The sequence below is a fragment of the Corynebacterium sp. A21 genome, from assembly GCF_052266655.1.
Classification (GTDB): Bacteria; Actinomycetota; Actinomycetes; order Mycobacteriales; family Mycobacteriaceae; genus Corynebacterium.
In genome coordinates this window covers 62,486-89,198 of record NZ_JBQPQY010000006.1, presented here as the reverse complement: position 1 = coordinate 89,198, position 26,713 = coordinate 62,486, and the positions used below count along the sequence as shown (strand labels likewise).

At 64.4% G+C, this 26,713-nt stretch carries 25 protein-coding genes, 1 tRNA gene and 1 pseudogene; 10 read left to right on the top strand and 17 right to left on the bottom strand.

Annotation, left to right across the window (positions count from 1 at the left end; translation table 11 throughout):
• Nucleotides 1-7: 7 nt before the first annotated feature.
• From disA to ACTU46_RS10625, 3 genes are all read right to left on the bottom strand, one after another.
• Entirely contained in the window at nucleotides 8-1,072 is a 1,065-nt protein-coding gene (gene disA / locus ACTU46_RS10635) for a DNA integrity scanning diadenylate cyclase DisA (RefSeq protein WP_443381644.1), read from the bottom strand.
• 6 nt (nucleotides 1,073-1,078) lie between these two features.
• Entirely contained in the window at nucleotides 1,079-2,485 is a 1,407-nt protein-coding gene (gene radA / locus ACTU46_RS10630) for a DNA repair protein RadA (RefSeq protein ID WP_443381643.1), read from the bottom strand.
• Between the two features lie 137 nt (nucleotides 2,486-2,622).
• Nucleotides 2,623-3,231: a hypothetical protein gene (locus ACTU46_RS10625; RefSeq protein WP_443381642.1), complete on the bottom strand. Its 609-nt coding sequence runs from the start codon at nucleotides 3,229-3,231 to the stop codon at nucleotides 2,623-2,625.
• A gap of 295 nt (nucleotides 3,232-3,526) precedes the next feature.
• Between ACTU46_RS10625 and ACTU46_RS10620 the strand changes: the two genes are divergently transcribed.
• From ACTU46_RS10620 to rlmB, 6 genes are all read left to right on the top strand, one after another.
• Complete coding sequence (locus ACTU46_RS10620) at nucleotides 3,527-4,123, top strand: CarD family transcriptional regulator (protein ID WP_443381641.1); 597 nt, start codon at nucleotides 3,527-3,529, stop codon at nucleotides 4,121-4,123.
• A gap of 14 nt (nucleotides 4,124-4,137) precedes the next feature.
• Nucleotides 4,138-4,911, top strand: coding sequence for a 2-C-methyl-D-erythritol 4-phosphate cytidylyltransferase (gene ispD / locus ACTU46_RS10615; protein WP_443381640.1), 774 nt, complete (start codon nucleotides 4,138-4,140; stop codon nucleotides 4,909-4,911).
• Complete coding sequence (gene ispF, locus ACTU46_RS10610) at nucleotides 4,904-5,392, top strand: 2-C-methyl-D-erythritol 2,4-cyclodiphosphate synthase (RefSeq protein ID WP_443381639.1); 489 nt, start codon at nucleotides 4,904-4,906, stop codon at nucleotides 5,390-5,392. The genes ispD and ispF overlap by 8 nt, the downstream gene beginning before the upstream one ends.
• Before the next feature lie 353 nt (nucleotides 5,393-5,745).
• Entirely contained in the window at nucleotides 5,746-6,615 is an 870-nt protein-coding gene (locus ACTU46_RS10605) for a sulfurtransferase (protein ID WP_443381638.1), read from the top strand.
• Between the two features lie 35 nt (nucleotides 6,616-6,650).
• On the top strand, nucleotides 6,651-8,030 hold the full coding sequence (cysS, locus tag ACTU46_RS10600) for a cysteine--tRNA ligase (protein ID WP_443381637.1): 1,380 nt from the start codon (nucleotides 6,651-6,653) through the stop codon (nucleotides 8,028-8,030).
• Between the two features lie 12 nt (nucleotides 8,031-8,042).
• Complete coding sequence (gene rlmB / locus ACTU46_RS10595) at nucleotides 8,043-8,993, top strand: 23S rRNA (guanosine(2251)-2'-O)-methyltransferase RlmB (RefSeq protein ID WP_443381636.1); 951 nt, start codon at nucleotides 8,043-8,045, stop codon at nucleotides 8,991-8,993.
• A gap of 242 nt (nucleotides 8,994-9,235) precedes the next feature.
• On the opposite strand, the gene ACTU46_RS10590 is transcribed toward rlmB, so the two are convergent.
• From ACTU46_RS10590 to ACTU46_RS10570, 5 genes are all read right to left on the bottom strand, one after another.
• Entirely contained in the window at nucleotides 9,236-9,646 is a 411-nt protein-coding gene (locus ACTU46_RS10590) for a RidA family protein (protein WP_443381635.1), read from the bottom strand.
• Between the two features lie 67 nt (nucleotides 9,647-9,713).
• Nucleotides 9,714-10,562, bottom strand: a complete 849-nt coding sequence (locus ACTU46_RS10585) for an alpha/beta hydrolase family esterase (protein ID WP_443381634.1) — start codon at nucleotides 10,560-10,562, stop codon at nucleotides 9,714-9,716.
• Nucleotides 10,563-10,607: 45 nt separating this feature from the next.
• Nucleotides 10,608-11,600 carry a metal ABC transporter permease gene (locus ACTU46_RS10580; protein ID WP_443381633.1) on the bottom strand — a complete coding sequence of 331 codons (993 nt, stop codon included), beginning with the start codon at nucleotides 11,598-11,600 and terminating at the stop codon, nucleotides 10,608-10,610.
• A gap of 4 nt (nucleotides 11,601-11,604) precedes the next feature.
• Nucleotides 11,605-12,306, bottom strand: coding sequence for a metal ABC transporter ATP-binding protein (locus tag ACTU46_RS10575; protein ID WP_443381632.1), 702 nt, complete (start codon nucleotides 12,304-12,306; stop codon nucleotides 11,605-11,607).
• A gap of 47 nt (nucleotides 12,307-12,353) precedes the next feature.
• Complete coding sequence (locus ACTU46_RS10570) at nucleotides 12,354-13,427, bottom strand: metal ABC transporter solute-binding protein, Zn/Mn family (protein WP_443381631.1); 1,074 nt, start codon at nucleotides 13,425-13,427, stop codon at nucleotides 12,354-12,356.
• An 89-nt stretch (nucleotides 13,428-13,516) separates the two neighbouring features.
• On the opposite strand from ACTU46_RS10570, the gene ACTU46_RS10565 reads away from it, so the two are divergent.
• Nucleotides 13,517-14,635, top strand: a complete 1,119-nt coding sequence (locus tag ACTU46_RS10565) for a LacI family DNA-binding transcriptional regulator (protein WP_443381630.1) — start codon at nucleotides 13,517-13,519, stop codon at nucleotides 14,633-14,635.
• A 43-nt stretch (nucleotides 14,636-14,678) separates the two neighbouring features.
• On the opposite strand, the gene ACTU46_RS10560 is transcribed toward ACTU46_RS10565, so the two are convergent.
• The 6 genes and pseudogenes from ACTU46_RS10560 to thrE all read right to left on the bottom strand — a co-directional run bounded on the left by ACTU46_RS10560 (nucleotide 14,679) and on the right by thrE (nucleotide 20,601).
• Nucleotides 14,679-15,080 carry a hypothetical protein gene (locus ACTU46_RS10560; RefSeq protein WP_443381629.1) on the bottom strand — a complete coding sequence of 134 codons (402 nt, stop codon included), beginning with the start codon at nucleotides 15,078-15,080 and terminating at the stop codon, nucleotides 14,679-14,681.
• 751 nt (nucleotides 15,081-15,831) lie between these two features.
• A pseudogene (gene otsB / locus ACTU46_RS10555) lies at nucleotides 15,832-16,569 on the bottom strand (trehalose-phosphatase); the annotation flags it as partial.
• A gap of 31 nt (nucleotides 16,570-16,600) precedes the next feature.
• Nucleotides 16,601-17,119: a hypothetical protein gene (locus ACTU46_RS10550; protein ID WP_443381628.1), complete on the bottom strand. Its 519-nt coding sequence runs from the start codon at nucleotides 17,117-17,119 to the stop codon at nucleotides 16,601-16,603.
• The gene (locus ACTU46_RS10545; protein WP_443381627.1) at nucleotides 17,119-18,588 is read right to left on the bottom strand and encodes an alpha,alpha-trehalose-phosphate synthase (UDP-forming); all 1,470 of its coding nucleotides are present in this window, start codon (nucleotides 18,586-18,588) and stop codon (nucleotides 17,119-17,121) included. The genes ACTU46_RS10550 and ACTU46_RS10545 overlap by 1 nt, the downstream gene beginning before the upstream one ends.
• Nucleotides 18,589-18,593: 5 nt before the next feature.
• The gene (locus ACTU46_RS10540; RefSeq protein ID WP_443381626.1) at nucleotides 18,594-18,914 is read right to left on the bottom strand and encodes a hypothetical protein; all 321 of its coding nucleotides are present in this window, start codon (nucleotides 18,912-18,914) and stop codon (nucleotides 18,594-18,596) included.
• Between the two features lie 112 nt (nucleotides 18,915-19,026).
• Nucleotides 19,027-20,601 (bottom strand): threonine/serine exporter ThrE, encoded by a 1,575-nt coding sequence (gene thrE / locus ACTU46_RS10535; protein WP_443381625.1) that lies wholly within the window; start codon nucleotides 20,599-20,601, stop codon nucleotides 19,027-19,029.
• 430 nt (nucleotides 20,602-21,031) lie between these two features.
• Between thrE and ACTU46_RS10530 the strand changes: the two genes are divergently transcribed.
• From ACTU46_RS10530 to ACTU46_RS10520, 3 genes are all read left to right on the top strand, one after another.
• Nucleotides 21,032-21,104, top strand: a tRNA-Thr gene (locus ACTU46_RS10530).
• A gap of 331 nt (nucleotides 21,105-21,435) precedes the next feature.
• The gene (locus ACTU46_RS10525) at nucleotides 21,436-22,398 is read left to right on the top strand and encodes a diaminopimelate dehydrogenase (RefSeq protein WP_443381624.1); all 963 of its coding nucleotides are present in this window, start codon (nucleotides 21,436-21,438) and stop codon (nucleotides 22,396-22,398) included.
• Nucleotides 22,399-22,502: 104 nt separating this feature from the next.
• Nucleotides 22,503-23,204: an alpha/beta fold hydrolase gene (locus ACTU46_RS10520; RefSeq protein WP_443381623.1), complete on the top strand. Its 702-nt coding sequence runs from the start codon at nucleotides 22,503-22,505 to the stop codon at nucleotides 23,202-23,204.
• Between the two features lie 35 nt (nucleotides 23,205-23,239).
• On the opposite strand, the gene ACTU46_RS10515 is transcribed toward ACTU46_RS10520, so the two are convergent.
• From ACTU46_RS10515 to ACTU46_RS10505, 3 genes are all read right to left on the bottom strand, one after another.
• Complete coding sequence (locus tag ACTU46_RS10515; protein WP_443381622.1) at nucleotides 23,240-24,601, bottom strand: MFS transporter; 1,362 nt, start codon at nucleotides 24,599-24,601, stop codon at nucleotides 23,240-23,242.
• A gap of 84 nt (nucleotides 24,602-24,685) precedes the next feature.
• The gene (locus ACTU46_RS10510) at nucleotides 24,686-25,228 is read right to left on the bottom strand and encodes a TetR/AcrR family transcriptional regulator (RefSeq protein WP_443381621.1); all 543 of its coding nucleotides are present in this window, start codon (nucleotides 25,226-25,228) and stop codon (nucleotides 24,686-24,688) included.
• On the bottom strand, nucleotides 25,215-26,696 hold the full coding sequence (locus ACTU46_RS10505) for an MFS transporter (RefSeq protein WP_443381620.1): 1,482 nt from the start codon (nucleotides 26,694-26,696) through the stop codon (nucleotides 25,215-25,217). Before ACTU46_RS10505 ends, ACTU46_RS10510 begins: the two co-directional genes overlap by 14 nt.
• Between the last annotated feature and the right edge of the window lie 17 nt (nucleotides 26,697-26,713).

The following is a 26,713-nucleotide window of genomic DNA, read 5'->3' as shown; positions in this document are numbered from 1 at the left end:
GCCGGGATCACCGGTGCAGGCGCGAGAGCCCGTCGTGGACGTGGCGGGCCCAGAGCGAACCCACGTTGTCGATCGCGGCGAGTTCTGTTTCGCTGGCCTGGAGCAGGGCCGCCACCCCGCCGAGGTTGGCAACGAGCTTGTCCATGAGGAAGGTCTGGACCCGGGGGATCCGGGCCAGCACCCGGTAGCCGCGTGGGGAGATCCACTGGCTCAGGGCTTCCTCGGTGGTGGGCAACCCCAGTAGGCGGGCCAGCGTGGAAGTCTTGAGCAGTTCGGATTCACTGAGGGCGGCCACCTCGGCGAACACCTCGGCCACATCCTCATCAGCGGGCAGTCCCGGCGCGACGAGATAATCCCGGATCAACAGGTCAAGCTCGCGGTCGGAGTCACCGCGCAGCTCGGTGAGCTGGATGGCCAACTGCTTGCCGTCCACCCCCAATTCGAGGACATCCCGGTCGAGGCCGCGGCTGACCTCGAGAAGCATGATCTCCCGCTGCAGCACGGTGATCACATCGGTCATGGTTGCGGTGCCGTGGATCTCTGCCTCAAAAAGCCGCTGATTCACCTCATCGAGACGTTCGCGGTAGCGCTCCAGAGTGGCGATAGCCTGGTTGGCGCGGTCCATGATGGCGGCCGGTTCCTGCAGTACGTGACGCTGACCGTCGACATAGACGGTGATGATGTTCATGGACTGGCTCACCGCGATCACCGGGTGACCGGTCATCAGGGCGGTGCGTTCGGCGGAACGGTGGCGGGTGCCGGATTCATCAGTGCGATAGCTGGAATCCGGCATCAGCTGCACATTGGCACGATGGATCCGGGAGCCGTCGGAGGAGAGGATGACCGCCCCGTCCATCTTGGACAGTTCCCGGAGTTTGGTGGGCAGGAGCGCCACATCGAACTCGAAGCCACCATCGCAGATGGCGGACACACGTTCATCATCGCCCAGCACGATCAGTGCGCCGGTGCGGCCCCGGACAATACGGTCCAGGCCATCCCGGATCGGGGTGCCGGGGGCCAGGAACTTCAGGGCCTTCGGCAGGGTCATGCGCGGCGGGGTCTTCTCGGTCATGGGTGTTTAGTTTAGTTCCTCCACCAGCGCGAGTACCTCATCAATGGTGTGTACCGGGTGGATCCGCAACCCCGCTACCTTGAGCTTTTCCCCGGCGGGCACGATCGCCCGGAGATAGCCCAACCTGGCAGCCTCCTGGAGGCGACGCTCCAGGTTAGGCACCCGGCGGATCTCCCCGGAAAGGCCGATCTCGCCGATCACGATGGTCTTTTCCGGCAGGGCCTTATTCCGGAAGGTGCTGGCGGTGGCCAGGGCCACGGCCAGATCGGTGGCGGGCTCATTGATCCGGACCCCGCCGACGGTGGCTACATAGACTTCCTGACGGCCGGTCTTGACCGGGGTGCGTTTGGTCAGCACCGCCAGCACCATGGGCACCCGGTTGGCATCTAGGCCGGTGACCACCCGGCGGGGGGACTTGGCCTCGGTGTCCACCACCAGGGACTGGATCTCGGCGAGGATGGGTCGAACACCGTCCATGGCTACGGTCACCGCAGAACCATCGGGGGTGCGGCCGTGCTGGGAGAGGAAGAGCCCGGAAGGATCCGGCACCTCCTTGATGCCATCGGACTGCTGCTCGAAGCAGCCCACCTCATCGGTGGCGCCGAAGCGGTTCTTGATGCCACGCAGCATCCGGAGACTGGAGTGCCGGTCGCCCTCAAAGTTGAGCACCACATCCACCAGGTGTTCAAGCACCCGGGGCCCGGCGACATTGCCGTCCTTGGTCACATGCCCCACCAGGAGGATGGGGATGCCGGTGGTCTTGGCCAGAGTCGTCAGCGCCGCAGTCACGGCACGGGACTGAGCCACACCACCGGCGACCCCTTCCACCCCGGGGGCCTGCATGGTCTGGACGGAGTCCACGATGAGCAGGGAGGGTTTGATCTGTTCGACATGGCCGAAGACAATATCGAGGTTGGACTCCGCCGCCAGGAAGAGCGTGTCCCGCAGCGCTCCGGTGCGCTCAGCACGCACCCGGACCTGCCCGGCGGATTCCTCGGCGGTGATGTAGAGGGCCTTGCGGGTGCTCTCCCCCTCAGGCTGGGCGGCCCAGCGGTTGGCCACCTCCAGCAACAGCGTGGACTTTCCCACACCCGGTTCGCCGGCCATCAGCACCACGGAGCCGGGCACGATGCCCGTGCCGAGTACCCGGTCTAATTCACCGATACCGGTGGTCCGGGAACTGGAGGAGGTGGCGTCGATCTTGGTGATCGGGGTGGCCGGGGTGGTGGGGGTCAAACCCTTCGGTGCCTGCGTCATACCCCCGGAGATCCCGGTGCGGGCGGCGGGTGAGGTGTCCACCGCAGATTCAAGCATGGAGCCCCAGGCCCCGCACTCGGGGCAGCGGCCCAGCCATTTGTGGCTGGTATAACCGCATTCGGAACAGATGTGGATGCTACGTGCCTTTTTCGCCATGAGGCAGATACTAGCCAGCGCGCCGGACATGGTCCGCGCCGCGGTCCCGGGAGAGCGCCAGCGACGGTTGCGGACGGCAAAGGACCCCGGTGAAAAACACCGGGGTCCTGGACCTGAACTGGCCGAAGGCTCAGCTGCTAGTGGTGCTCAGCCTCACCGAGCATCGGAGTGTTGTCCGAGTTGAGGTCGGTCAAATCGTCGCGGTCGAGCACTCCGGCCTCCGGGGCGGCCGCGGAGATGGCGGCGATGACCTCGACGGTGGAGTTATCGAAGGTGAAGGTGACCGGGAGGCTGCCGCCGAAGGCATAGTCCTCATTGGCCAGGGAGGTCTCGACGTACTCGATGCAGCCGCTGTCGTACTGCGGCATCTTCTCGAGACCAGCGGCGGAGTGGCCGACAATGGAGCAGTTCTGCTTCAGCGGCTCCACGGGTCCCATCTCCAGCTCCTGGCCATCAACGTCGATGGACTCCAGGGTGTGCTCAGCCATTGAGGAGTCCTGGTTGATGGCGGTGAACTTGAGAGCTGCGCCGCCTTCCTCATCCAAGGTGATGCGGACATCGCGAACGGCGACCGTTCCATCCTCAGCATCGGCAGATCCACCGTCGACAGCGGCGACCTGCGAAGAGGTCTGGGTGATCTGGCCTGCAGAGCAGGATGCCAGAGCGAGGGCAGAAAAGGCTGCGACCGAGGCAATGCCGCCCCGGCGAGCGGCCGACTTCAGGGACATCACGGATTCGTCCTCCATCAGTTCAGGGTAAACACAGGTGTTAGACCTACACCTTAGTGGTTCGGGAGGCCGATCACACACTCAGCTGCAAAATATGGGGGGAAGCGCTCATCCGGCGGGGCTGGTGCAGGCCGGGTTTCCGGCCGTGCTTTTCGACGCCCGCCCCGGCGGTGCCGGCGGGGTCCGGCAGGCGGGGCCGTCGATAAGCCGGGGATGCCCGGCTCCCGGACCACGGCCGGGACTAAGTGCAGGTCGGGGACATGGTAGAATCCTGTGGTTAGCGTGACATTCGAGGGTGATCCAAGGAGTGGGAATGGAATTCAAGGTCGGGGACACAGTCGTCTATCCGCATCATGGCGCCGCAGTTATCGATGCTATCGAGCACCGCGAGATGGGTGGGGAGAACCTGGAATACCTGGTCCTGCAGATTCTGCAGTCCGACCTCATCGTCCGCGTGCCCTCTAAGAATGCTGAGCTGGTGGGCGTCCGCGACGTCGTCGGCGAGGCAGGCCTGCAGAAGGTCTTCAGCGTGCTGCGCGAGGAAGACGTCGAGGAAGCCGGCAACTGGTCCCGCCGTTATAAGGCAAACCAGGAACGTCTGGCTTCCGGCGACGTGAACAAGGTCGCCGAGGTTGTGCGTGACCTCTGGCGTCGTGACCAGGACCGCGGCCTGTCCGCCGGTGAGAAGCGCATGATGGGCAAGGCCCGTCAGATCCTCGTCGGTGAGCTCGCCCTGGCTGAGCCCGGCGACGAGAACCGGGCCGATGAGGTGCTCGCCGAGGTCGAAGAGACCATTGAGCGTCACCGGGCCGCCACTTCCGAGGACCCGGACAAGAAGATCGAGGCCACCGATGCCGACGTCGATGTCGACCTCGAGGACCTGAACTTCGACGACGAAGAAGAAGCCTAAAAAACCCCGGCGCCATGGGAACAGATTCTGATTCCGCTCGTGCCGGGGATTCCCGCCGGGTGATCGCTTTGGTCGCGGCCGCGGGCCGGGGCACCCGCCTGGGAGCGGAGATGCCCAAGGCCTTTGTTGATCTGCGTGGTCGCAGCCTGGTGGAGCGTTCCGTGCAGGCGATGATCACCTCTGCCGTGGTCGATGAGATCATCGTGCTGGTCAGTCCCGATATGGCTGACTTCGCGGAGCGTCTCTTCCATAACCGTGGGGTGCTCGACAATCCCGAGGTCCCGATCCGTTTCGTGCACGGCGGGGGAGAACGCGCCGATTCGGTCTGGGCCGGACTACAGGCCATTGACACCGATGATGCCGTGGTATTGATCCACGACTCCGCCCGCGCCCTGACCCCGCCGGGGCTGATCGCCCGGGTCGCCGGTGCAGTGCTTGCCGGTGCCGGTGCGGTGATTCCGGTGCTGCCGGTGGCTGACACCATCAAGCGGGTGGCAGGCGATCTCGTTGTTGCTACTCCCGCCCGCGCTGAACTGCGTGCGGTGCAGACCCCGCAGGGCTTTGACCTGGCGGCCCTCCGTTCCGCCAATGAGGCCTACTTCGCTGCAGCGGATCCGGGTTTCGTGGCCACCGATGATGCCAGCCTCATGGAATGGGCCGGTGCGCAGGTGACCTGCGTGCAGGGCGATCCGATGGCGTTTAAGGTGACCACCCCGATTGACATGATGCTGGCCAAAACCATCACGGATGAGGCCGAACCGACAATTTTTGAGGTACTCAGTGACTGAGATGATCATCCCCCGCGTCGGCATCGCCACCGACGCCCACCAGATTGAAGCCGGCAAACCCTGCTGGATCGCCGGCCTGCTCTTCGCGGAGGTCGACGGCTGTGAGGGACATTCCGATGGTGATGTGGTCTCCCACGCGCTGGTCGACGCCCTGCTCTCCGCCGCCGGGCTCGGGGACCTCGGCTCCCTGGTCGGGGTGGGGCAGAAAAAGTATGACGGCGTGTCCGGGGCGCAGCTGCTGCGCGAATGCCGGGCGAAAATCGAATCCGAGGGTTTTGTGATCGGCAATGCCGCCGCGCAGCTGGTGGGCCAGTCCCCGAAGATGGGGCCGCGGCGTTCGGAGGCTGAGTCGGTGCTCTCCGAGATCCTCGGCGCCCCGGTCTCCATCTCCGCCACGACCACCGATCATATGGGATTCATCGGACGCAGCGAGGGTCGCGCTGCGGTGGCCACTGCGGTGGTGTGGAAACCGGTGGCTTGAGGTCTCTGAAATTTTAGGGGCGCACGTGTTCGCTGGCGCTCGATAAGACAGCGGGTTTTCTGTGGTGCCCCGGTGGGCTGGATCGGGTTGAGGCAGAATATGTGCACAACGGTCGCTGGAACCGGGATTCGGGGCCTCTTCGGTCGATTTCTACGTATTTTGCCACTGCAGGGAACTACGACACGATTAAGGCCTGGTGCCCCGCCTTGGGCTGGCGCGCGGCGCGTAGCCCAGGCGTCCCCTCCCTCAAGTTGAACCGCACTTGCCCGTGGCAGGATCTGCTGGCCTCAGGGATGATGGGGCAGGTAATCCCCCCTGGTGGGATGCTTCAACGCGAAAGTGGTGCGAATATCATGGCCGAAAATCTGATCACTCCGCAGGAACTGCAGGAAGAACTCAACTCCGTCACCCCACCGACGGTGTTGGACATCCGTTGGACCTTGGATCAGCCGGATGGTTCCGCGGCTTATGCGGCCGGACACATTCCCGGTGCGGTCTATATCGATCTTGATGGGGAGCTGGCGGACCTGTCCAAGCCGGGGCTTGGCCGACACCCGCTGCCCAGTCCGGAGACCGTCGATGAGCTGCTGCAGAAGATCGGTGTCACCCTCGAGGATCCGGTGGTGGTCTACGACGATGCGAACCGCTCCGGATCGGCCCGCGCCTGGTGGGTGCTCACCGCCTCCGGCATGAGCGGGGTCCGGATCCTCGACGGCGGCTATTCCGGTTGGGTGGCGGCCGGTGGGGAGGTGGCCACCGTTGCACCCGCTGTGGCGGTGCTGTCCACTGCGGTGTCGGTGCCGGACCTCTACCAGGCGCCGCGCCTACCGGTCCTGGATATTGTGGCCGCCGGGGAACGGGCGAACACCGGGACGCTTCTCGACGCCCGCGCCACCGAGCGCTTCGCCGGGGAGAGCAACCCGGAGTGGGAACTGCCCGGACATATCCCCGGGGCCCGCAGCCTGGCCGGCACCGAGGTGCTCGATGAGCATGGCTTCTTCCTTTCCGCCGCCGAGCTGGGGGAGCTTTTCGACGCCGCGGGTGTCACCGCAGATGATCCGGCCGGGGCCTATTGCGGTTCCGGGATCACCGCCTGCGTGGTCATTGCCGCGGCCTATTCCATCGGTCGGGAGGTGGCGCTGTTCCCGGGCTCCTGGTCGCAGTGGGCCGCGGTGCCGGAGGCGCCGGTTGAGTTTGGTCGCGGCGTCGATAAGCGCGGGTGAGGATTGTACCGCCTGCCTGAACTACACTGAGAACTGTGACTCTACGCATCTTTGACACCGGTACCAGAACGCTCCGCGAGTTCGTCCCCATTCGTGCGGGACATGCCTCGGTGTATCTGTGCGGCGCCACGGTGCAGTCCGTGCCCCATATCGGGCACGTGCGCTCCGGAGTCGCTTTTGAGATCCTCCGTAACTGGCTGGAAGCGAAGGGCCTCGATGTCGCCTTCGTACGCAATGTCACCGACATCGATGACAAGATCCTCACTAAGGCCGCTGAACATAACCGTCCCTGGTGGGAGTGGGCCGCCACCCACGAACGCGCATTCACCTGGGCTTATGATCAGCTCGGCGTGCGTCCGCCGAGCGTGGAGCCCCGGGCCACCGGCCATATCACCGAAATGATCGACTACATCAGCCGCATCATCGACAACGGCCACGGTTATGCCGCAGACGGAAACGTCTACTGCCAGCCGACCAGCATCGAGGACTACGGTTCGCTCTCCGGGCAGAAGCTCGAGGAGATGGACCAGGGCGAATCCGCGGGTACCGGAAAGCGGGACCCGCGTGATTTCACCATGTGGAAGGCCGCGAAACCCGGCGAACCGAGCTGGCCGACCCCCTGGGGTCGGGGTCGTCCCGGCTGGCACATCGAGTGCTCCGCCATGGCCACCAAGTATCTCGGCGGCAACTTTGACATCCACTGCGGTGGCCTGGACCTGAAGTTCCCGCACCACGAGAATGAGCAGGCCCAGGCGCATGCCGCCGGGGATGGGTTCGCCAACTACTGGATGCACAATGGCTGGGTCACCATGTCCGGTGAGAAGATGTCCAAGTCGCTGGGCAATGTGCTCAGCGTCCCGAATATCCTCGAGCTGGTCCGCCCGGTTGAGCTGCGCTATTACCTCGGTTCCGCACATTATCGCTCCATGCTGGAATACTCCGCGGACGCCCTCAAGGAGGCCGCAGCCGGTTACCGGCGCATCGAGGAGTTCCTCGAGCGCGTCGGTGAGGTTGAGGTCGGGGAGTGGCCAGTTGCATTCGGGGAAGCGATGGACGAAGATCTTTCGGTACCCAAGGCACTGGCTGAGGTGCACAACGCGGTGCGCGCGGGTAACACCGCACTCGCCGCCGGTGATGAGGCGGAAGCCCGCCGCATCGCCGGTCAGGTTCGCGCCATGACCGCTGTGCTCGGGGTGGACCCGCAGTCCGCCACCTGGTCCAATGCCGATAACTCCGGTGGCGAGGCAACCTTGGCGGCCCTCGACACCCTGATCAAGGCGGAACTCCAGCGCCGCACCACCGCCCGGACCGAAAAGGACTGGGCTACCGCCGATGAGGTTCGTGATCGTCTCGCGAGCGCAGGAATCATCATCACCGACACCGCCGACGGCCCTCAGTGGTCGCTGCAGAATTAAAAGGAAAACCACATGGCAGGAAATGACAAACGTCGCGGAGCTCTCCGCACCTCGACCAAGAAGGGCGCTACCAAGGGCTCCGGTGGACAGGCTCGACGCTCACTAGAGGGCAAGGGCCCGACCCCGAAGGCTGAGGACCGCCCATACCACGCCGCCCATAAGCGTCGGAAGGTTCAGGAACGTCGTTCCACTGGTCGCCACGATCGTAACGCCGAGCAGAATGAAATGGTTGTCGGCCGCAACCCGGTGCTTGAGTGCCTGCGCGCCCGCGTGCCCTCCGCCACTCTGCACGTGGTCGAGGGAACCACTAAGGATGACCGGCTTTCTGAGGCCATCCAGCTGGCAGCCTCCCGCAATATTCCGCTGGTGGAGGTCTCCCGCTTCGATATGGACCGCATGACCGGCAACGGCATGCACCAGGGCATTGGCCTGGTCATTCCGCCCTTCCAGTACTCCACGGTCCACGATCTGATCGTCGACATCAATGGTCGCAATGAGCCGGGCCTGGTGGTCATTCTCGACAACATCACCGACCCCCGTAACCTCGGTGCCGTGATTCGCTCCGTCGCTGGTTTCGGTGGCCATGGTGTGGTCATCCCGGAGCGTCGTTCCGCATCCGTGACCGCCGTGGCCTGGCGTACTTCCGCGGGTACCGCGGCACGCCTGCCCGTGGCAAAGGCCACCAACCTGACCCGCACCATCAAGGAGTTCCAGCAGAACGGCTACCAGGTCATCGGCCTGGATGGCGATGGCGATGTCACCCTGGACAGCTACAAGGGCGGCACCGAGCCGGTGGTCATCGTCCTCGGTTCCGAAGGCAAGGGCATTTCCCGTCTGGTCAAGGAGAACTGCGATTACGTCCTCTCCATCCCGACCACTGACTGGGTGGAGTCCCTGAACGCCTCCGTCGCAGCTTCTGTGGTGCTCTCTGAGTTCGCACGTCAGCGTCGCCTGCAGGGCTAGCTACTGCTTTCACCGCTATTCCGGATACCCGCCAGGATCGGTGGGTGTCCGGAATTTGTGCGTTTTCAGGGGTAACCGGTGGCCAGGGGCGCTTTGGAGGTCAGTCCATCTCCGGGGAAGTCGCTCCAGGGTGGTGGGATGGCAGGGCGCTTTCGCCGGGTTTGTCGACAAGATTGTGCTGGCCGTCCTGCAGTTGCCCCGCTTCCCCCGGGGGAGTCGGTCCCGGAGCCTCAGCGGGAAACTCAGCCCAGGTAGGCCACGGCGGAGATCTCGAGCAGGAACTGCGGTCGCGCCAAGGCGGCGACCCCGATCACGGTGTGGGTCGGGGTCACCGGGGCAGTGAAATACTTGGCCCGGCCAGCATTGACCACTGGAGCATCGGCGACGTCAACCAGGTAGGTCGTGGTGGAGACGATATCGGCCATCGTGCCACCGGCTTCGGCCACCACTGCCGCAAGGTTGGCGAAGACCTGCTCGGTCTGGGCCGCAATATCACCCTCGCCGACGATCTGGGCCTCAGCGTTGAAGGCGACCATCCCGGAGATGTGCAGGCTATCGCCGGCGCGAACCCCGTAGGAGTAGACGGTGCGGCGGGCCGGTTCGGCAGGCAGTGCCGAAGGCATGACGGACATGATGGCGGGGTTCTGGGACATGGGACTACCTCGGTGCAGGGGGCGGGGGAACTGTCCTGAGGGTAGCCCGGATCAGTGGGCCGGGGAGTTAAAGTCCGAAGAATTCGGCCAGCACATCAGCGGCAATGAGTTTGTCGGTGGTGGCTCCCAGAGTAGCGGGCAGTGGCTTCGGGGCGGGCACCACATGACCGATCCCGGCTAAGGTCCACAGTTGCACGGTTTCTTTTCCTGGGGCCGCCCAGGTGTCCACGGCGATACCAGCGGTGGGAACTGCCCGCGTCGATTCTCCTGTGATCCCGTTGCGGCGGGCGAAGTATCGGGCAGAATCCTGGGCGGAGCGGACATAACCGCGGATACCGGTGGCCGGGGTTCCCGCCGGGCCACCGCGGTAGGGCACGATCGGATCGCCGGTGCCGTGCATGATCAGTACTTTCCGGGGAATCACCGTGGCCGTCCGGGAACTGTCGAGGATATTGTCGTCCACGGGTACCGGGGCGGCGAGGAGGGCGGCACCGGCGAGGATCTCGGGGGCGTCGTGAAGCAGGCGGGTGACCATCTGCCCACCATTGGAGTAGCCGGCGGCGAAGACCCGGGAGGTGTCGATCCCGTACTCAGCAGCCAGGACGTCGATGAGCTTGCGGGTGAAACCGACATCATCGACGCCCAGGGTGCGGGCGGTTTCGGTGAGGCCCTTGCGGGCGTCATTGAAGTGGCGTTCCACGCCCTCGGGGTAGACGATCAGGGCGCCGGTGCGCTCCGCGAGGTCATCGAAGGTGTGCGCGGTGAACTTCCGCGAGACATTCGCCGACTGCCGGGAGCCGTGGAAGTAGAACAGCACCGGCGCGCCGGGGGAGATCTCCGCCGGGGCCACCACCTGGAAGGTGCGGTCGCGGCCCTGGTGCTGCAGGCTCTGCTGGGCTACTCGGTAAGTCTTCACGGGGACTGAGTTTAGTCAGTGCCCAGCGGACAGCAGTGAACCGGTTCAGTAACGTTCCGGTCGGGCTTTCGGCTCTTCCGGCTGGTGGTGGTGTTCCGCGGGGTTTTCTTCATCCCCGGCGGGGGAGCCCAACAGGGGATCGGCGGTTGCGTCCTCTCGCAGCGAACCGCGGTTGCCGCGGCGTCGGAAAGCAACCTCGTCCCGGGTGGCACTGCGGTTCCGGACACCACCGATGACCCGGCAGATCAGGTAAATGACAAAACTGATGGTGGTCACGAACACCGAGATCGGTAGTCCCGGAGCCAGCGAGAGGATCAGGCCACCGACGGCGGCCACCTCGGCGAAGACCACCGACCAGATCACCGCACGCAGCGGCGAGGAGGTGATCTGTACCGCCGCCGCGCCCGGGGTGATCAACAGGGCCATCACGAGCAGAGCGCCGACAATCTGCACCGACTGTGCGGCCGTCAGTCCGACGAGGACCGCGAAGCCCAGCGAGATCCACTGCACCGGGACACCACTGGCCTGGGCCATGACCGGATCGGCGCTGGCGAAGAGCATCGGCCGCCAGAACAGGACCACCGTGCCGACCACGAGACAGGCCACCAGCGCGAGCAGCCAGATCGACTGCTGGGACACCGACACGATTTGGCCGGTCAGCAGCGACATCGCGGTGGAGGAGTTACCGGGATAAAGGTGGATGAACAGCACCGACAGGCCCAGACCGAAGCTCATGACCACACCGATCGCGCTGTCCTGCTGTTGCCGCAGGCCGAGGACCGCCAACACGATGGCGGCGATGATCGCCCCGACCACCGCGCCGAAACCAAGGTTGAGGCCGAAGAGCAGCGCCGCCGCACCACCCATCAGGGCCAGCTCAGAGGTGGCGTGCACGGAGAAGGACATCTGCCGCAGGACGATCAGCGGGGTCATCACCCCGGAGAGTAGACCCAGGATGGCGGAGGCGAGCAGTGACTGCTGGACGAATCCGACGCTGAGCAGATACTGCGTGTCAGTGAGGAAGGAGGCTAGATCCATGGGGCTAAATCACAATCATTCTGCCGTCGACCTCGACGACGTCGACGCGGGTGTCATAGAGCTCGGAGAGCGTTTCGGAACGCATGACCTCAGAAACAGTACCCAGCAGGTGGCCGTTGGGTGCGAGGTAGAGCACGCGGTCGACGACGCTGAGCACCGGGTTGATGCCGTGGGTGACAAATAGCACGGCTGTATCAGACTCCCGGCGTCGCTGATCCAGCATCGCCACCGCCGCCTGCTGGCGGGCCAGGTCGAGACTGAGTAGCGGTTCATCAGCGAGCAGCACCTGCGGATTTCCGGCCAGGGCCTGCGCCTGCCGGATCAGCTGCTGCTGCCCGCCGGAGAGCTTGCCCACCCGGCGATCCGCCAGTCCGGTGGCCCCCACCTGGGCCAGGAGCGTATCGATGTCCGCCTGGCTGGGGCTGCGTCGCCGCAGCACCCCATGGGCGAGTGAGAGGCTGATCAGGTCGCGGGCGCGCATCGGCAGGTCATGGGGGAACATCCGCTGTTGCGGGATGAACCCCACCCGGGCAGGGACATCCACCCGACCGGCGGTGAGCTTTCGGGTGCCGAGGATGGTGCCCAGCAGCGTGGATTTACCCACCCCGTTGGGGCCGAGGATCGCGATGAATTCACCTGGTTGGACCTCAAGGTTGAGGCCGGACCAGAGCGGATCAACCGCGGCGTCTGTAAAGGAGACGAGCATTCTATCCATTCTAGGAAATGGGAGGAAAAATTACCTGCCAGTCTGCCCTAATTTATGGCCGCACCGGTGGCTTCGCCGGCGGTTTCGGGAAGATCCCCGGCGCCGGTCTCAAAGCGGTCGATGGCACCGTTGAAGAACTCGAAGAAGTTTTCTCCGGTGGCCGGGGTCTCAAAGATCTCCACCACCGGAATGTCGGCTTCCTCTGCTGCCTGTCGGATCCGGTCAGTGGTGTCGGTGCTGGTCTGTGGGTTATCGATGAGAAGGTCCAGACCGCCGTCCTGGATCAGCGCCAGGAAGTCCGCCAGGTCGGCGGCGGAAGGCTCGGAGTGGCTCAGTGAGGAGGCGCGGTAGCCCTCCGGGGTGACCTCGGACATGCCGGCGTGGGCCAGGAGGTAGTCTCCGGTCGGCTCCGTCTGTGCGGCACGCAGATCCGGCAGCGACTCAATACGCTGTTGCAGGCCATCAAGCTCCCCCTGCAGGTCGGCGGTGTCGACTTCAGCGGCGGGATTGAGCTCGGTGATCTTGGCGGCGATGTCCTCGGCCACCTGGCTCACGGCTTCGGTGTCGTACCAGATGTGTTCATTGGAGTCGATTCCCTCGAAGCCTTCATGGTCGGTATGGTCATGACCTGCGTGGGGGTCCGTGCCGGTTTCGTCCGCATGTCCCGCCTCATCCTCGTGGCCCTCGTGGTCGGCTTCCTCCTCGTGCGCGGCCTCCTCGTGGTCACCGTGGTCGTGGCTGTCGGCGCTCAACGGTAGGGCGTGGACGACCCGGTCCTGATCTTCGATGGCCTGGTAGAGCCAGGCATCGTAGCCGCCACCACCGACGACGACGATATCGGCCTCCATGGCCCGGGCCATGTCCTGGGCGGAGGCCTCGAAGCTGTGCGGGTCGGCGTCATTGCCCTCGACGATCGCGGTGACCTCGATGGTGTCGGAGTCGGCCACGGCCTTGGCGATGTCCCCCCATACTGCGGTGGAGGTCACGATCTTCAGGGTCTCCTCACCGCTGTTTCCGGCGGCACCGGTGGCATCGGTGGAATCGGACGCACTGCAGGCGGAGGCGAAGAGGGCGCCAGCGGTGAGCAAGGTCAGGGCAGAGTATCGGGAAAGTCTGTGCATATCTCCATGAAACTCTTATTGAAAAGGGATGTCAATTGGAAACTTATTGAAAATCCGCCGGCCACTTCCGGACTGATAGATTGAAGCCCATGGTTAAACGTCCGCAACATCGGGGCACGCTCGCCTCCGTGGCCGCGGAGCTCGGGGTTTCCCGCACCACCGTCTCCAACGCCTACAACCGCCCCGAGCAACTCTCAGCGGCGCTGCGGACCAGAATCCTGGCCGCCGCCGGAAAGATGGGCTACCCCGGGCCGGACCCCACCGCGCGTAGTCTGCGGACCCGCCGCGTCGGTGCCTTGGGGGTGCTGCTGACGGAGCACCTCTCCTACGCCTTCGAAGACCTGGCCTCGGTGGACTTTTTGGCCGGCATGGCTGAGGCCTCCTATGGCTCGGACACCGCCCTGACGCTGGTCCCGGCCGGCCCCGGCAACGGCTCCGATGAGGATGAAGCTCGCGCGGTCCGGCAGGTCAACCAGACCGCAGTCGACGGTTTTGTGGTCTACTCCGTGGCAGAGGGCGATCCTCATTTGGCGGCGGTCCGTGCCCGGCACCTGCCGGTGGTCATCTGTGATCAGCCGAGCAATATCGCGGACCTCCCCTTCGTCGGCATTGATGACTTCGCCGCGATCCAGCCCGCCGCCCAGGCACTGCTCGACGCCGGCCACCGCCGCATCGGTATCCTCTCGATCCGGATGCACCGGGTGCGCGCCGACGGGCTGATCAGCCACGATAATATCCGCGATGCCTCCCTCCATGTCCAGCGCTCCCGCGTGCTGGGCGCCCTGGAGGTCTTCCGGCAGGTCGGCATCGAGACGGACTCCATCCCAGTGGTCACCCGACACATCAATGATCGTGCCAACAGCATCGAGGCCGCCCGTGAACTGCTCGAGTCCAACCCGAACCTGAGCGCGGTGCTCTGCACCACGGATTCCATGGCCTTCGGTGTCCTCGACTACGCCCGCGAACACGGGATCAGCGTGCCCGAGCAGCTCTCGGTCACCGGCTTCGATGGCGTGGGCCCGGCGATCGACTACGGACTATCCACCGTGGTGCAACCGAACAAAGCCAAGGGTGCGGCCGCCGGCCGGCTCCTGCTGGAACTTGTCGACGCCCACGTCCAGGACCGTCTTCCGGCGAATCCGGCGCCGCGGGAGATCCTGTCGACCCACTTCCACGCAGGGGAGACCATCGCACCGCCGCGCGGGTAGTAAGCGTGCGGTGAAGGCACCATCGATGCCTCGGGCACGACGGTCATGGGTTGGGGCGAGGGTGTGCGGCTCGGCGGTCCAGTATTCCGGGACGGGTCACCCGGATCGCTTGAAGGAGAGCAAACATCAAAAGACTGTAGAAGAGGACCGTGTAGATCCAGTGGCTGTGGGTGGTCACTGCAAGTTCCTGGTACCCGGGTGGCCACTCGGTGCATTGCATTCCGACCGGAAATAGCTCGTACTCGTGGGAGTGGAAGAGGAAGGGGCGGACGAGCGTGGGATCGGTGTCCAGCGGCGCGTACCAGGCGGTACGCAGCTCCTCGAGCTCCGGGGTTCGCCGCTGCACACAGGTGAAACCTGGGTAGTCATTGAAATCTGCGATGACCGAGGACATACAGACCACCAGCGCGCCGACACCGGTCAGCACCGCTGAGACTGCAGCCAAGATCCGGCGGCTGATCCGCCGTCCCGCCCTAAATGACAACAAGATCGATGTTGCCCAGAGCGCGAGAGGTACGGTGACAACCGCGCCTGTCACAAGAAGGTAGAGCCCCATGGCAGCGTCCCTTTTGAACCGGACCTGAATTCTAGCGCTACCGGAAAGCGCCCGTTCACCGTTCGGCGCCAGCCAACCCGAACTTCGGGTCCCGGCCGATATGAGCCATCAATCGCAGTCCGGCGGAGGCACCCGGGGGAGTGCGTCGCGGCACCCCGAACTGTCCACCATCCTGCAGCGCCTCACCCAGGGACTCCAGACCCGTGAGATTGCGCTGGGCGTAGGCCGGATCCAGCTCGATCTCATGGCCCTGGGAGCGGGCCAGATCCCAGGTATGCATGAATACATCGGGCACGAAGAAACCCGCCGTGGCCTGGGCCACGGTGCTCCCCTTATCCGGACCGTCGGTGAACTCGGCGGCGCTGGCCACCGGGTCGTCGAGAAGCGCCTGCACCTTGGCCACCAGTTCCTGCCAGGCGGCGGCAGGAGCTTCCCGGGCGGAGATCTCTAAGCCCAGCTCAATGCCGGCGAGGGTGAGGTTGCGCGGGTACCAGGAGGTCAGATGGCAGATGATCTCGCGGGCCACCCACTGCTCACAGGGGGTCTGCGCCTCCCAATCATGCACCCGCAGGACCTCCGCGCTCATCCCGGCGGCCACCGCCCGGAAACGGCCGGGCAGGTCCCGGGGAATGCCGGTGTGTGCGGCCCGCGCAGCCGCCAGCTCCATGAGGAAATCAGCCACCGCGTCCCGGTCGGCCAATCTCATCCCCGCAGCGGTCTCATCCGCCCCGACCTTGATACCTAAGTCGCTGTCGCCGAGGATGCGGAAGCCGTCCTCATCGGTGGTGTCATCGCCGATGAAGACGGTGGCGGTGGCGCTGCGGCGCTGGCGCTCCGCAGCGATCCAGTCACCCTTGTTCACCGTGGACACCGAGAACTCCACAATGTTCTTCCCGGGTGCCATCTTCGCGCCGGGCACCTCGACCGCAGCCGCACGCTGCAACACCTGTTCGGCGGCTGCCGGATCGTGCTCCGCCAGCGCAGCCACGTGTGCCACTCGCTGCAGGGGTTTGATCTCCACGAAGGCGGGCGGGTGTGCCTCGGTAATCTCCCGCAGTTGCTTTTCGACGCTCGCCAGCGCCACGCGCTGCGCCGGGCTCAAAGTGAGACCACCCGCGCTGCTTTCGGCACCATGAGAGCCAGCCAGCACCACCGGAGAGTCCAGGGGGCATACCTGTGCCAGTCCGGCGAGGTGGCGGCCAGTCAGCACCGCGACGGTGGTGTCGGGCAGTCCCGCCAGGCGGGTCAGGGCAGCCAGGGAATCAGAATTAACCGGGACGTTGTAGGCATCGGAGGTCAATCCAGCGAGGGTGCCATCAAAATCAGAGACCAGCAGCAGTCGGTCAGTGGTGGCGAGGTCAGTTAAGCGAACAGTCATGCCACGAATCTACCGGCTGGCGGGGCAGTGGCTAGGACTCTTCCCTTTCGGGGATGGACTTCGAGGAAAGACCGATGGCCGGCGGGTTGACCTCTTCGGTGTCCCGGGTGAGCACCAGCTCAAACTCCCCGGGCTCACTCAGGGTGAACTCACCGCTCAGGAGCTCACGCAGCTGCTGGTCCACATGCACGGCCTGGCCGGTGCAGGTGGCCGGATCCGGATCCTGGAAGCGCACATCATCAAAGCTGATGTGGTCGGCATCATCGGCGCGAGCGGCCGCACCATCCTGGGTGAAGGTCACCGAACCCTGGAAGGGGGCGCAGCCGGTGTTGCCCACCACTGAGGTCTCCCCGAAGACCAACGAGGCCTGGCCTTGAATGGATTCCGGGACCCCACTCGGGATTTCCGGATCGAGGTAGAGGTCACTGATCTGCCAGGAACCACCGGCGATCCGGGAATTCTGCGTGCCACCGCAGGCGCTGAGCAACGGCGCAGTCAGCAGCAGTACCCCGAAGGCGGCACCGAGCTTGGACAGTTGGTGGGGACGCATCAGTGCCCTGCTTCCTCGGCCCCGGAGAAGCTGGCCATGCAGGATTCGAAACTGCTGGCCCAGAGATGCACATCATGGGTACGCACCTGGGTGTGCATCTCGAGCATCCGCTCCCGGGCTGATTCCGGGTTGAACTCCAGCGCCTGCACCGCAGTGTGGATGGTGCGCTTGACGGACTCCAAGTCGAAGGGGTTACAGAGATAAGCCTCCTCCAACTCCATGGCGGCACCGGCGAACTCGCTGAGCACCAGCGCCCCGGATCCATCGCCGTGCAGCGACACATACTCCTTGGCCACCAGGTTCATGCCGTCCTTGAAAGCGGTGACCAGCATGATGTCCGCCAGGGAATAATAGATGCTGAGCTGGGACTTCGGGAGGGACTTATGGAGATAATGCACCACCGGATGGCCCATGGTGGCGAAGCGGCCGTTGATCCGGCCCACGGCCTCCTCCACCTGGGACCGGGCGACCTGGTACTGCTCGATGCGCTCGCGGGAGGGTGTGGCGATCTGCAGCAGAGTCACCTTCTCCGGATCCAGGGCTCCGGACTCCAACAGTTCCTCAAAGGCGAGCAGCCGTTGCAGGATTCCCTTGGTGTAGTCCAGCCGGTCCACTCCCAGGATTACGGTCTCCGGGTTCCCGAGCTCGGCGCGTAGCTGGTTGACGGTCGCCGCACTCGGCTGCTGCATGGCGGCCAGATCGATCGAGATGGGGAAGGCGGCGACGCCAACCTCACGGCCATCTGAGGTGGTGATGCGGGCACCGATCTCCCGGATCTTCGGCTCTCCGGTGACCAGCAGCTCATCGGGCTGGCCGGTATGGGAACCGGTGGCACCGGACACCTGCTTGGTCAGATTCAGGAAATTCGAGACATAGCTCGGCAGATGGAGACCGATGATATCTGCGCCGAGCAGACCGCGGACGAGTTCCTCGCGCCAGGGCAGTTGCCGGAAGAGATCCGGAGAGGGGAAGGGGATGTGCAGGAAGAACCCGATCTTCAGATCGGGGCGCAGCTGACGGAGAATACCCGGCAGCAGCTGCAGTTGATAGTCCTGCACCCACACGGTGGCACCTTCAGCGGCAACGGCGGCGACCTCATCGGCGAACTTCAGGTTCACCTCGCGGTAGGCATCCCACCAGGAGCGATCGTAGATCGGCGGGACGATCAAATCGTGATAGAGCGGCCAGAGGGTGGCGTTGGAGAAACCCTCATAGAAACCCTCGAAATCAGCGGTGGTGAGTTTCACCGGGTGCAGTAGCACTCCGGCCTCGGTACGGAAGGGCTCCGGTGCAGTATCAGAGACCCCGGGCCAACCCACCCAACAGCCCCGATGCTCCTCGAGCACCGGGGACAGGGCAGCCACCAAGCCACCGGGGGAGGGGGACCACTCTTCGGTACCATCTGCGTGAGTGACCAGATCGACGGGAAGTCGATTGGCCACGACCACGAAACTGTTGTTTCCGCTCATGCGTCCTAGGATTTCTTGGTCGTCTTCTTAACGGTGGTTTTTTTAGCGGGGGCCTTCTTGGCAGTAGTCTTCTTCGCTGCTGTGGTGGTGGCCTTACGGGTGCGCTTGGCCACCTTCTTCGGAGCGGAGGTTTCCTCGTGTTCGGCGGCGACCTTCTTGTAGACCAAGCCCTCCGGCTCGACACCGAGCATGCACATCAGGGTCACACCATCCAGGAAATCCTGGGAATAGGTGGCGACGATCCGGCGGGCGGCGCGGGCGGTCTCCTCCTCCACGGCATGCAGTGCCTCGGGGGAAGGGCGATTTTCGGTGACCTTGGGCGGCAAGGGTCCTCCTGGGTTTCAGCGGGGTATGTCGACTGTGCTCACACACAGTTCAGGCCTTCCATAATACGCTACTCACCGTTTAACTGGACGTTCAGCCTATAAGGATTGTTCACTACTGCTTATCGACGTCCTCCGGGACCGGTAGCTGGTGAGCCCCGCCGCCCGGGTGGCCGCCCGAGTGCGCTCCCGTCGAGGGGTCCGCCGTGTCGGCATCCCAGACCGGGCGGCGCGGGCGTCGTTTAGCGGTGGTGGCGAGGGACAATTTCTCGAAGGAGACCCGGCGGGCGGCGCGAAAGGCACGGTAGGGCTTGAAGAGGGCGGGGCGGCGGATTCGACGGGCGGCCCACTCGCCGAGCACCACGCCGGCAGCCAGTCCACAAGCGGTGGCCAGCGCCAGCGCGATATTGGTGAACCCGACCAGCATCTGCTCATTCAACGAGGCATACATACCGCGGTAGACCGCCAGGCCGGGCAGCAACGGGGTGATACCCACCACCGCGGTGATCAGCGGCGGAATCAGGAAACGACGGGCCAACAGGCCACCGGCGAGACCGATGATCACCGCAGAAAGCGAAGCGGCGAACACCCCACCCAGCCCGATCTGCAGGAAGACAAAGTAGTAGAACACTGAACCCGCAGCCGCGGTGATCGAGGAAACCACCACCGAAGACCACTCCGCATAACAGGCGATGGCGAAGCCCGCAGCCGCCAGCCCGCCGGAAATCACCCGCACCGTCGAGGACGAGAAGTTCGGCAGGGCGATCACCTCCAGCGGCGGCAGGACGATCCCGAGGAGCCCGGCACACTGGATACCGATGGCCACGCCGGCGATGATGGCACCCGTGTAGAGCAGCGTCTCGAAGAAGCGGGCGCTGGCCGTCACCGGCGCTCCGGTGATGCCATCCTGCAGGGACTGCACCAGGGTCAGCCCAGCTAGCATCACCACAATGCCGGAGGCGATGATCTGGCTCGGCAGGATCTCCATGCCCAGATTGCTGGCGATCGCGTAGATGATCGCCGCTGGCACCGTGGCGATGATCCCGCCAAAGACATTCTGGAAGAACAGCGGCAGCCGATGCCTGGCCAACAAGACATTGACACTCATCAGCAGTATCGCGGTAATGGTTGCAGTGACGGCGACCAACCAGCCACCGCCAAGCATGACAGAAATGGCACCACCCATCAGTCCCCAACCGAGAATCGAGGTGAACAAACCATAGGAGGCCGGGGAGGTGGCGATGTCATCGAGGATCTTCTCGGCGACCTCCGGTGGGGTGGCACCGGCCTGGATCGAACGGATCAGGCGGTCCACTTCAGAGAGCTTGGAGAAGTCCGTGGTCATATTGCGCACCACGCGGAACACGTTGATCGGGGTCCGACGGGTCGTTCCGATCGAGGTATGCAGGGTGATCGTGTTCATCGTGATGTCCACGTGCGCATAATGCAGACCATAAGCAGAGGTCACCGTATGGATCTGCGTCTTACTGTCGCTGTTGGAGGTGCCGGAGGACAACAGGATCTCACCGATCCTGGCCGCCAGTTCCATCACCGCAGTGACCTGGCCGGGGTCGGTCAGATCAACCGGAGCCAGTGGCGATGGTGGTGGTGCCGCTTTAGCGGAGTCAATGGTGGCGAGGCGCCCGGGGCTGCCGGTGAGCAGCGTTCCGAGACGATTAAAAAAGGACACTTCGACGGGCTTTCTATACGAAGGCGACAGTGGCCGAAAACGGCACGTCGGCTTTGTGGAATGGGGTTCCTCGTGGGATGTTCCATTGCCAGGGGAAAGCTAAGGAACTGAAAACTCGGGATGGCCACCAGACAGTCCGTGATACGGCAGTCCGGGGAGCATCTGAGTCGGAACCGAAAACTAGCACCGCGACAGCATGGGCAGAGGGAACATTAGCCGGTCTGTGGAGTATCTGCAGAAAACCTTTTCGGCGAGTTCCGCAGGCGGTTGCTGAGGTCACAGTGCACGGCGTTTGTGCGCTGCCACGGGTGGGGTGATCCGGGGGTCGGCCAGGCGGGGAAGTGGCTAATTGGTACCCGGATTTGGACGAGTGCTTCGCCCCTCAGGTAACATCCGACGCAGTGTCTCCAGACTTTCGCTGGGACATGATGCTGAAGTGGCGCAATTGGTAGCGCAACGCACTTGTAATGCGTAGGTTGCGAGTTCAAGTCTCGTCTTCAGCTCTGAAAAGGCTGGTCAGTGAAGTACCTGACCGGCCACTTTTGGTTTACAGGGGCCAGGTGTCCAAAAAATGTCCACCGATTCCAGGACGGTCCAGTCTGGGTGCCGCACCGCTCTGGTCAGCGCCGGTGGCGGGTGTCCAGAGGCGATGGACGCCGAAGGCCTTTTATCGAGTGCGATTTCCGGTGACCAGGTCTCGGCGACCGGTGGTTCCGGAGGACTCAGATCAGGGGCAGCGGGGTAGGGGCTGTAATTCCGAAGCCCACCGGCCAGGTGCGCTAACCTCGGGATTGGACATCTTCAGGCAGTAATGTGAGTAGGAGAATTACACATATGAGCAAGATCCGCGCAGGCATCGTCGGCTACGGCAACCTCGGCAAGAGCGTCGAGAAGATCATCGCACTGCAGCCCGATATGGATCTGGTGGGCATCTTCTCCCGCCGCGCCGAGCTGGACACCGAAACCCCGGTCTTCCCAGTCGATGAGATCGGCGAGTACGCAGACCGTGTGGACGTGCTCTACCTCTGCCTCGGCAGCGCCACCGACATCCCGGAGCTGGCACCGCAGTACGCCAAGTTCGCCAACACCGTGGACACTTATGACAACCACCGCGATGTGCCGCGCCACCGTCAGGTTATGGATGCCGCGGCCAAGGAAGCCGGCAATGTTGCCCTGGTGTCCACCGGTTGGGATCCGGGCATGTTCTCCCTGAACCGCACCATGGCCAGCGCCGTGCTGCCGAACGCCCAGCAGCACAGCTTCTGGGGTCCGGGCCTGTCCCAGGGGCACTCCGATGCGGTCCGCCGCGTCGAAGGTGTGAAGAAGGGCGTGCAGTACACCCTGCCCGCGGAGTCCGGCCTGGAGCTGGCACGCAAGGGCGAGGCCGGCGATCTGGACGGCAAGAGCGCCCACAAGCGTCAGTGCTGGATTGTCGCCGATGAGGCCGACCACGAGCGCATCGAGCAGGCGATCCGCACCATGCCGGATTACTTCGTCGGCTACGAGGTCGAGGTCAACTTCATCGACGAGGCCACCTTCGACGCCGAGCACACCGGTATGCCCCACGGCGGTCATGTGATCACCACCGGTGACACCGGCGGGTTCAACCACACCGTGGAGTACATCCTCAAGCTGGACCGCAACCCGGACTTCACCGGTGCCGTCCAGGTCGCCTACGGTCGCGCAGCTCACCGACTGAAGGAATCCGGCCACACCGGTGCCTTCACCGTGCTGGAGGTTGCCCCCTACCTGATCTCCCCGACCCCGCTGGATGAGCTCATCGCCCGGGACGTTTAATAGCAGTCGAGGAATCACCAGAACAGCAGCGGCGCCGTGGAGGGAATTCTCCCCGGCACCGCAGTCATCTCCCGGTTGCCGGGAAAATGCGGCACCATGGGGGAGTGACTCAATCACCGGAACCGATCCTCTTCCTCAGCGGTGCCGGCCTCCCGGCCTGGATCTGGGAAGACACCCGCCAACTCCTTTCCCCGGGGGAATCCGCAGTGGCCCCGCGTCCCACCCGCAAGAACCCGATTCTGCGGGACTACGCCCGAACTGCCCTGGCTGCCGCGCCCTGGGAGAGCTTTGCGGTGGTGGCGCACTCCGCGGGTGGTGTCGTGGCTGCTGAGCTATTGCGACTCGCCCCGGAGCGGGTCAGTTCGCTGCTGGCGGTCAGCGCGGTGGTCCCGGCGCCGGGTGATTCCTTCATCGGGTCCATGCCGATTCCCCACCGGTACTTCCTCAGCCTGGTCATGCGGTTGATGGGTACGAAGCCGCCGGACAAGGCCATCGCAAAGACGCTGAGCAACCGGCTTGATCCTGCGACCAGCGCCCGGATCCAGGCGGAGTTCACCCCTGAATCACCACACTTCTACCGCGACCGAATGGCAGATTTCTCGATTCCGCAGCATCGTGGCTATCTCCACACCAGCGAAGATGCGGAGTTCCCCCTCCAACTCCAGCAGAGATTCGCTGGGCGGCTCCAGCCGAATTACACAAATACGCTGGCCACCGGGCACCTGCCGATGCTCGAGGATCCGCAGGGCACCGCCCAGGCGATCGAGGCTTTCCTCAACGGTGGCGAGGGCCGCCCGGGTGCCTGAGCCCGGTGGCACGGCAGGTCGCCGGCCTTGGAGCACTACGCGGCGTCGAAAAGCGGTGTCTTCGGGCCGGTGGGTTTGCGTACCCCCAGCAGCAGCAGAGCACCGACCGCCAGGACCACCCCGATGCCGATGATGCCGGCGCGGTCATCGCCGAACCAGCCGACGAACCAGCCGAAGACCAGCGGGGTCATCCAGCTGACGGAGCGTCCGGTGGTGGCATAGAGGCCGAACATCTGGCCGTCACGTCCTTCCGGGGCGATGCGGCTGAGGAAGGTTCGGGAGGCGGATTGTGCGGGGCCGACGAAGATGCAGAGCATGAGGCCGAAGATCCAGAACATTGTCGGGCCCTCGACGAAGTAGAGCACTGCGGCGGCGATGATCATCAGACCCAGCGAGCCCAGGATCACCGGCTTCGGGCCGATGCGGTCATCGAGCCAGCCACCGAGCACCGCGCCAATCGCGCTGAAGACATTGGCGGCGACCCCGAAGAGCAGCACATCCCCGGGGGAGAGGCCATACACCAGGACCGCGAGGATGGCTCCGAAGGTGAAGACCCCGGCCAGGCCATCGCGGAAGACCGCGGAGGAAATGAGGAAGAAGACGGCATTGCGGTCCTCGCGCCACAGCTCCGCGAGATCGCTGAAGAGCTTCCGGTAGGAGCCGATGATGCCCAGTGACTTCTCGCCCGAGGGCGGGATCTCGGGGACGCGGAAGAAGACCGGCAGTGCGAAGACGAAGAACCATACCGCGGCAAAGAGCGCGACCATGCGGATATTGAAGCCACCCTCGGCAGGTAGCCCGAGGACACCGCGGGTCTCACCGCTTCCGGAGACGAAACCGAGGAAACACGCCAGCAGCAGGACGATGCCGCCGAAATAGCCCATGGACCAGCCGAAACCGGAGACCCGGCCGACGTTTTCGGGAGTGGAGACCTGCTTGAGCATGGCGAAGTAGTTCACCTCAGCCAACTCGAAGGTCACGGAGGCGACCGCCAGGATGGTGATGCCGAGCCAGAAGTAGCTGGCATCATCATTGCGGATGCTCACCAGCATGGCCATGAGGACCACGGTGATCATGGTCCACAGGGCGACCCCGCGTTTGCGGGTGCCGCGGATATCGGATCGTTGCCCCATCACCGGTGCCAGCAGCGCCACGCCTACGCCAGCGGCGCCCATGGCCCAGCCGTACCACTGGGCGGGCGTGGCGGTGATGTCCAGGCCGAGGATGTTCACCGTCTCGCCGATATTCTGGCCGACCGAGTCGGTCAGATAGACCGAGAAGATGAAGGTGATGAGCACGGCATTGAGTGCGGCGGAGCCCCAGTCCCACAGCCCCCAGGCTGTGACGGTGCGCTTGTCGGTGCGCATGGCTTGCTGGGGAGGAGTTGAGACGGTCATGAGCACACCCTAACCCTCCGGGAACACTCGTGCCCGGGAAACTTCTTATCGACGACCCCCTGGGCCATCCAAGGTGTCCGGGGGTCAGCCGTTCAAGGGGATCATCGCCAGCACGGTCTCGACCAGTGCCCGGCGCTGCTCCGTGCTCAGCCTGAGGTCATGGATATGGTCATGGACCCAGAGGCCATCGGCAACCAGCTGTATCAGATAGGCGGCGCGCCGGGTCTGGTCATCGGCGATGTGCTCCAGTGGTGGCATCCAGCGGTGGTTGACCGCCGCCCAGACCTCGTTGAATTCCGGGTGGGTGTGGGAATCGAGGGTCACCAGCAGATCGGCGCGGGTGGCATTCTCGCTCAGGGAGATCACGCTGGCGCGTAGTCGGGTGACCTCATCGACCTCGGCGGCGGGACCGCCGGCGACTTCGATGAGTTCCTGTTCCCAGACCTCGGCGAGGTGCTGGTGGATGCCGAGCAGGAGCTCATGCCGGGAGGGGAAGTGGTAGATCAGGCCGGACTTGGACATCCCGGAGACCTCAGCCAGCGCCTCGAAGGTCAGGGCCTCCAGGCCGTGTTCCTCAATCAGCTCGACGGCGGCCTTGAGGATCTCCTGCTTCTTATTGGGCCTCATGTACTAGAGCTCCCTTCGGGTTGCCGCGGAAACACCAGGCGGTGATCGCTGCGGCGATGAGTGTCAGGACGGCGATGATGGCCAGCACCGCCAGGTAGCCGGAATCATAGGCGGTGACCGCAGCGTCGTGAAGCTCCGGGTGTGCCAGTCCGGCCTCGATGTGGTGGCTGACCTCGGCCGGGGCATTGAGGGCGTAGAACATCGGCAGGAGGCTGCCGAGGATGGCCACCGAGAGCAGGGTGCCGAACTCATAGGAAACCTCCTCGATGCCGGCCGCCATCCCGGCCTTGCTGACCGGCGCGGCGCCCAGGATTGCGCTGGAGGAGACCGACATGATGGAGCCCGCGCCGATGCCGATCAGGAGCATCCCGAGGACGAAGACCGACAGCGGGGCATTGTTGAAGGCCCAGAGTGCAAGGCCCACGCCAGCGGCCATGGCGAGGAATCCACCGGAGATCAGCGGACGGAAGCCCACCCGGTGCAAGGTGGCGCCACCGATGATCGACATCGGGAAGGCGGCAATGGTCATGGAGGCGACCAGCAGGCCGGCCTCCAGCGGGGTGAAACCGCCAGCCAGCTGGAAGCGCTGGGTGGTCATCAGCTCGACGCCGGAGACGGTGAACATCGCCAGGCCGGCGGCGATCACACCACCGCTAAACATTCGGGAACGGAAGATCCCGAACTCCAGGAGTGGTTCCTCAAGGGCGCGCTGGCGGCGGATGAAGAGCCATCCGGCGATCAGGCAGACCACCAGGGAGCCCAGGAGCAGTGGGAATTGGCGCTGCGGATTCGCGGCCTCCTTGATCGCCATCACCAGGCCGGACATGGCCACCAGTGCCAGGAGGGAGGAGAGGGCGTCCCAGTGCTTGTCCGGGTTCGCCATATTGGGTGGGGCCAGCGCAATGGTCAGGATCAGTGCGATGATCGCGATGGGGACATTGATGAGGAAGACTGAACCCCACCAGAAGAACTCCAGTAGCAGGCCGCCGACGACCGGCCCGGCGGCGGCACCGATCACCGCCACGGAACCCCAGATGCCGATGGCGATATTGCGTTCGTGTTCATCATCGAAGGTCAGCCGGATCAGCGCCAGGGTCGCAGGCATCATGGTCGCGGCACCGACTCCGAGCAGCGCGCGGGCGGCCACCAGGATCCAGGCGCTCGGGGCGAAGGCGGCACCTAAGGAAGCGATACCGAAGATACTCAGGCCGATGGTGAACATCAGGCGGTGGCCGATCTTGTCGCCGAGGGTGCCGGTGCCCAGCAGTAGGCCTGCCATCATCAGCGGATAGGCGTTGATGATCCACAGTCCCTGCAGGTCGGTGGTGTGGAGCTGTTCCCGGAGTTCCGGCAGGGCCGTGAAGAGGATGGAGTTATCCACGCCGATCAGGAGTAGCCCGGTACTGATCACCGCGAGGAAGGTCCACCGTTGGGCAGGCGTGGAATCAATGTTTTGAAACGTGGTCACAGCGGATAACTCTACCG